The 5,389-nt window shown below is 51.3% G+C and carries 7 protein-coding genes and 1 tRNA gene; 2 read left to right on the top strand and 6 right to left on the bottom strand.

The features are described 5' to 3' along the window. Positions 1-143 precede the first annotated feature (143 nt). Entirely contained in the window at positions 144-650 is a 507-nt protein-coding gene (mug, locus tag L977_RS04560; protein WP_014885286.1) for a G/U mismatch-specific DNA glycosylase, read from the bottom strand. 125 nt (positions 651-775) lie between these two features. On the opposite strand from mug, the gene L977_RS04555 reads away from it, so the two are divergent. Further along, a tRNA-Ile gene (locus L977_RS04555) sits at positions 776-851 on the top strand. Between the two features lie 216 nt (positions 852-1,067). Next, entirely contained in the window at positions 1,068-1,640 is a 573-nt protein-coding gene (locus L977_RS04550) for a serine acetyltransferase (RefSeq protein WP_052192608.1), read from the top strand. Between the two features lie 246 nt (positions 1,641-1,886). On the opposite strand, the gene L977_RS24410 is transcribed toward L977_RS04550, so the two are convergent. The 5 genes from L977_RS24410 to L977_RS04530 all read right to left on the bottom strand — a co-directional run. Continuing rightward, the gene (locus L977_RS24410) at positions 1,887-2,051 is read right to left on the bottom strand and encodes a hypothetical protein (RefSeq protein WP_154816869.1); all 165 of its coding nucleotides are present in this window, start codon (positions 2,049-2,051) and stop codon (positions 1,887-1,889) included. Between the two features lie 322 nt (positions 2,052-2,373). Beyond that, a complete protein-coding gene (locus tag L977_RS04545; RefSeq protein ID WP_032635529.1) occupies positions 2,374-2,574 on the bottom strand; it encodes an ogr/Delta-like zinc finger family protein in 201 nt (66 codons plus the stop codon). Positions 2,575-2,641: 67 nt separating this feature from the next. After that, positions 2,642-3,796: a phage late control D family protein gene (locus tag L977_RS04540; protein ID WP_047624986.1), complete on the bottom strand. Its 1,155-nt coding sequence runs from the start codon at positions 3,794-3,796 to the stop codon at positions 2,642-2,644. Continuing rightward, positions 3,793-4,257, bottom strand: coding sequence for a phage tail protein (locus L977_RS04535; RefSeq protein ID WP_047624984.1), 465 nt, complete (start codon positions 4,255-4,257; stop codon positions 3,793-3,795). The genes L977_RS04540 and L977_RS04535 overlap by 4 nt, the downstream gene beginning before the upstream one ends. A gap of 11 nt (positions 4,258-4,268) precedes the next feature. After that, positions 4,269-5,389 (bottom strand): phage tail tape measure protein (locus tag L977_RS04530; RefSeq protein ID WP_047624982.1); only part of this gene is annotated, 1,121 nt, incomplete at its 5' end.

Here is a 5,389-nt window from a genome sequence, read left to right as displayed (position 1 = left end):
GTTGTAAGTGTCTACCATGTCCCCGAACAAGTGTTCACTATGTCCCTGGACTGTACACCCCGGAGGGGCGAGGGGACTGTTCCGTGCTGCTATAACGTTGTGGGGATCCCTTAGTGAGGTGAGGGCATCAGGCCGCAGAGCCCCTAAAGCCCTCGCACCATTAGCGCCTCATCCAGCTCCCGATACGCCTCCACCAGCTTATCCAGCGTTGCCCTGTTAAGCCCGCTTGGATTTGGCAGCACCCACACCTGCGTCACGCCGATGGTAATGCTCTGCTTACCCCATTTAGCGCCGCGCTGACTGAACGCCTGCTCGTAGGCCTGCTTGCCGAGGATCGCCAGCGCTGCGGGCTGATAGTCCTCTATCTTTTTGACCAACTCCCGTCCGCCGCTGCGGAGCTCATGCAGGTTGACCTCGCTCGCCTGCACCGTCGGGCGCTCAACCAGCATAGTAATGCCGCAGCGCGTATCAAGCAGGTGCTGTTCCTCTTCGGGCCTGAGTAATCTGTCGGTAAACCCGGCCTGGTGGATCACTTTCCAGAAGCGATTTCCCGGATGGGCGAAGTGAAAGCCGGTGTGCGCCGAGGACTTACCCGGGTTGATTCCGCAGAACACCACCCGCAGGCCAGGGGCCAGAATATCGTTGATCATTTTTACTCCCGATCAATCCATCGTAAGGGAAGTATAAAGGATTGATTATGCATTGTTTATAAAAACAGCAGGCAGGTGTGAATGGCTGGATTGCTGTAGAGAGTTACTTTATAATTCACCGCCACGGCCCCTTAGCTCAGTGGTTAGAGCAGGCGACTCATAATCGCTTGGTCGCTGGTTCAAGTCCAGCAGGGGCCACCAAATTTTAGCTTTAAATTCATATGATTAAGCCACTCGAATGAGTGGCTTTTTTGTTAACTAAGGTATGAGGGTCGTAAAAATGTCGTAAGAAGGTTAGTATCACCCTCTTCTCAAGCAACGACAAGATTCTGTTCACATGGCCTATACGCCAAGAAGTTGATTACCCTAGACTTTTGACTATAAATTCCCGCGACAAATGAAGGGGAAAATTAAGTAATGGATAAACAAACCAGATCAAACCATTTGCGTACATGCTTGCGCCACGAAGTAATGATGAGTTCAAAGAAGTTTTCGTGGTTCATGGTGCTGCATAAAGCTATCAAATGCCCCAATCGCCGTTTCCACTTCTGGTGGCGTATTGCGTCGTACTGGCATCATTCAGACAGTAAATTTCTGAAAAAACGAGCAGCAAAGATAAACAGAAACCTCATGTTCAAATATGGGACTGAGATTCAGTTGGGGGCACACATTGGACCCGGCATGGTGATTTCCCATCATCAAGGAATTGTAATAAATGGTTCAGCTGTAATAGGTCATTCTCTCCGGATAAGGCAAAATACCACGATTGGCATTACCGGTGCGAATGTTAATAAAGAGCCGATATTCATCCATATTGGCAATAATGTAAGTATTGGTGCGAATTCCTGTATCATCGCAGATAATATTCGCATTGGTGATAATGTTGTTATTGGCGCTATGTCATTTGTGAACAAAGACATCCCTGGCAATACCACTGTCTACTGCAAAAAGACTTTGCATGTTATATCGAACGAATTGCACTCCGAATGAAAAGGACACTGATAATGTGTTTCAGGTTCCGTTGTACGCAAAGCGATCAGTATTTACGTGGTCTGGCGTTCTGTTTGGAGGAAAATAAAACTGAGGATCCCCACAGACTAAGAAACATAAGCGATTGTTAAGAAAGTAAATGTTGGTCTGCAAAAGATTTTTTTGGTTACTCTTTGGCGCTCTTGCGCTCTGCTAACGCAGGTTTTATATTGATTTACTTAGTCCCTTTAAAACAGCGAATTACACTTACGCAACCTCTTGCTCTTGAGCATACGCGTGAATAATTTCTGTTTTTTCTTCGTTGCCAAAAATGCTGTTTTTCACTCCCCAAAAAAAATTCTCACCAATGACAATCTTGCCTAGCTCACCTTTCCCACTGTTTACAGTTAGTGAATTTTGGTTGAACCTCATATTTTCTAGCCTTTACACACTTTGTCACTGCGACATCGATAAGATAAGCAATAGTTACGCCTTCACCAATTGTTTCACCTGGTGCGATATGTTTGGTCTATCGGCCTCACCAGGTCATCCGCCAGGGCGACGTGCATTGACACTTCCGTATGCGACATTCCCAGTTGCTTCCCGGGTCGAATATTCGCGAGGTTGAAGTCTTCCGGCACGGTCTATCGCACAAAAGACTTTCTGAACCTCAGCCAATTAAAGCGAGTCCTTCTGGGTTAGCGTCTGTAAAAACAGCTGCACGTCACTGGTATAGCTGAGGTAGTCGAATCCGCTAACTGCGCGCCAGTGAAGCCGTTCGGACACTCTCAGAGGCGCCAGGCGTCGCAATCAGACGCTCCACGGACTCCATCGTCACGAACGTACAGCTGCAGTCCACATTGGTACACTGGTGGTAGCGCTCTTTGGTATTTTCACTGAGATAGCGACTGGTACGCGCATGCGCTGAATGCTTGCACTTAGGACAATGAAACATGTACCCCTCCACTTGATTCACATTTTGTGAATCAATAATACCCAAAATAAAACCAATAGCAACTACATTACTCACTATCAACAGTAAATTTTTCGTTGCTGACGTTCAGCTCAAGCTTAAGCTGCGTGGTAAATCCGCTATCGTTGAGGGTATGCACCACCTCGCTGATGATCCACGCCTGCTCGTCAATGACGCGTTTAAAACCGTTTACCAGCACCGGCGTTTCGGGGAACAGATCGGCGCGTCCCAGGGCAAGCTGGATGGAAAACTTTACGGTTCCTCGCTGAAGCGCGCGCCACTTCGCCTCTGCGGCCCTGAGCGCCTGCTCTTCAGATGCATAAACCGTGGTGAGCTCAAATACGTTCTCCGCCGATCCCACCAGCCTCTCTTGCGGTTTCTGCTCCTTGCCTGCTGCTCCCGCTACCGGTGCGGCGGCATCCGGGTGGTGCAGTGCTTCTGTCTGCTGCCCTCCGGACTGACGATTAATACTCAATTGAGGATTTTGTTGTTTGGGGTCACGCGTTTGCAGCCATTTGGCCGTTACGCCGGAATAATTTTCACGGTCAGCTACGGAAAAAAGGTGCTTATCTCCATCCCCACGTTCAATCATCATTAAGGAAAGCGGAGTGCCGCTGGCCGTCACGGCCTGGCCCGCTTTCATAAAGATAATCTTCCCGGCTTTGATTGAAACAAATGCTCCATTACGTTCAGCAAGGCGGGAGAGGAAGGCCGCGTCTGTCTCCTGAGACTGGTCAATATGAGAGATGGAGATGGATGCAAGCCCCGACGCGACGCTGGCGGTCAACTGGTTACGCTGAGCGATGGTATCGACTATCGCGCCAATCGTCATGTCATGCCACGACTGTTCGCGCCGCACGTTTAGCTTTCCACGAAAATCTGCGCTGAATCCCTGGATGGTCAGCGTGTCCGGCGCGCCCCGGAAATGAATCGCATCAATCGTAAAGTCCCCTTTCTCCTCGAGCGGGGTTCCCTCCCATCCCAGCCATAAGGACAGCCTTGCCCCCCGGGCAGGCAAGTCCAGCAGCCCGTCGGAATCATCCAGCAGAATATCCAGCTGATCGGCTTCCAGCCCCCGTTTGTCGGTCATGGTCAGGCTGATAAGACGATGGCTGAAATTTTGCGTGATATCACGATCGTCAAGCTTAAGCATAAAATCAGGGGCAATTTTCCCGCCCGCCCGGATATTCATTTCGGTGATCATCCCACCAGCCCTCCCATGCTATTACGCGCACTCGTCACCAGCTCTTCAGCCTGCGTTCTCAGGTCGCCAAACATCGCCATCAGTGATTCGTCGACACGTTTTAGCGAAAGGGTAAATTCAATTTTTCGCGCGGTACCATCGCTGTAAAAATCCGAGTGTGTATGCGCAACTTTCTCAATGACAAACATACCGTGAATGATGCCGGTACCGTCTATCAACGGCCATGCCCGTCCTTCATTCGCCATCAGCTCAACCGCCTTGAGAGAAAGTCGCCCTCCCGTGAGTTCCGGGTAAAGTAACCCGGTGAGGGTAAAAGATGTCTCGCCTTCGCCAAGATACTGCCAGGCTTTGGGTTTCCCGATGCGATCGTTGGACGCCCAACGGTAGTCCTTTGTAAACTGCATTGTCTGATACGGTAAGGTTCGTCGTTCAAAGACAAACAGCCCCAGCACCATTAACATTTTCTCTCTCCTCAACCATATATATAGCTGGATTGCTGCCGTCTCATTTTTTCACGTTCACTATTCTCTATGGCCTCACGAATTTGACGAGTCAGATCCGTTCCGGAAGAGATGTCACCCTGCAGCGTGATGTTATATTCGCTTTTACTCTGATCGACGTAAGAACGACCTGCAGCAGCAACGGTTGGCTGATACCCCAGGCTGCCGCCATAGAACCCCGCGCCTGGAACAGACGAACTGCCTACTGGAGGAGATGCCGCTTCTGCTTTTGCCGCTGCGGTGTCGAGATTATCCGACTCACTTTTGATAATACCGAGCTTCTCCAGCAGCCAGCTGGCCTTACCGCTCAGGCTGTTAAAGAGATTCAGCGGTGCCATTAGCGCCTCTCCCAGCGCCTGCCCAAAAATCACGCCTGCATTTTTACAGCCATCCAGCGTTTCCTGCGTCGCCTTAATCGGCGAGATCAGGTCAGTGAACCACTGCCAGATACCGCCCACCTTCTCCGAGATAACATCAAATACCGTCATCAGCGGTGAGAACAACTCGCCTAACGGTGCGAAGGCCGCCGAAAGCCCCTCCATCACGCCGCCAAAGAAGGCGCTGATGGGCTCCCAGTATTTGAAAATGAGTAATGCGCCTGCGGCAATCGCTGCGCCAAGGGCAATCACCGGCCAGCTAAGGGCACCCAGCACCGTCATGATGGCGCCGCCCACCACGCTGAATACCGTTCCCAACATCCCGGCTGCGGTAATGACCATATTGACGCCCGTCAGAACCGGGCCGATAGCCATACCGACTCCCCCCAGCACGCCTGAAAACGCCTGCGCACCGACAACGATGCTGGCGAGGGTCTGCGTCAACGCGGGGTTGGCATTCACCCAAAGGGAGGCCGTGCTAAGCCAGCCGGTTGCGGTTGTTATCAGTTTACGCAGAGCGCCATCCGCTTTATCGAACACGTCAATCTTCAACCCGCTCCACGCGGCCTGAAATCGGTTGATATCGCCGTCAAGATTATCGGTCTGCACGGACGCCGCAATCGCGGTACTGCCTTTTGCCCCCTGCAACTGCTGGCGTTTTTCATCAAGCGATCCATCACCCGCAGCGGAAGCCAGCGCCCCCGCGGCTTTTATGG

The sequence above is a fragment of the Enterobacter sp. ZOR0014 genome (assembly GCF_000798855.1).
In the GTDB taxonomy this organism is placed as follows: domain Bacteria; phylum Pseudomonadota; class Gammaproteobacteria; order Enterobacterales; family Enterobacteriaceae; genus Enterobacter; species Enterobacter kobei.
The sequence above is the reverse complement of the archived record's forward strand: the minus strand, read 5'-3'. Positions and strand labels throughout refer to the sequence as shown.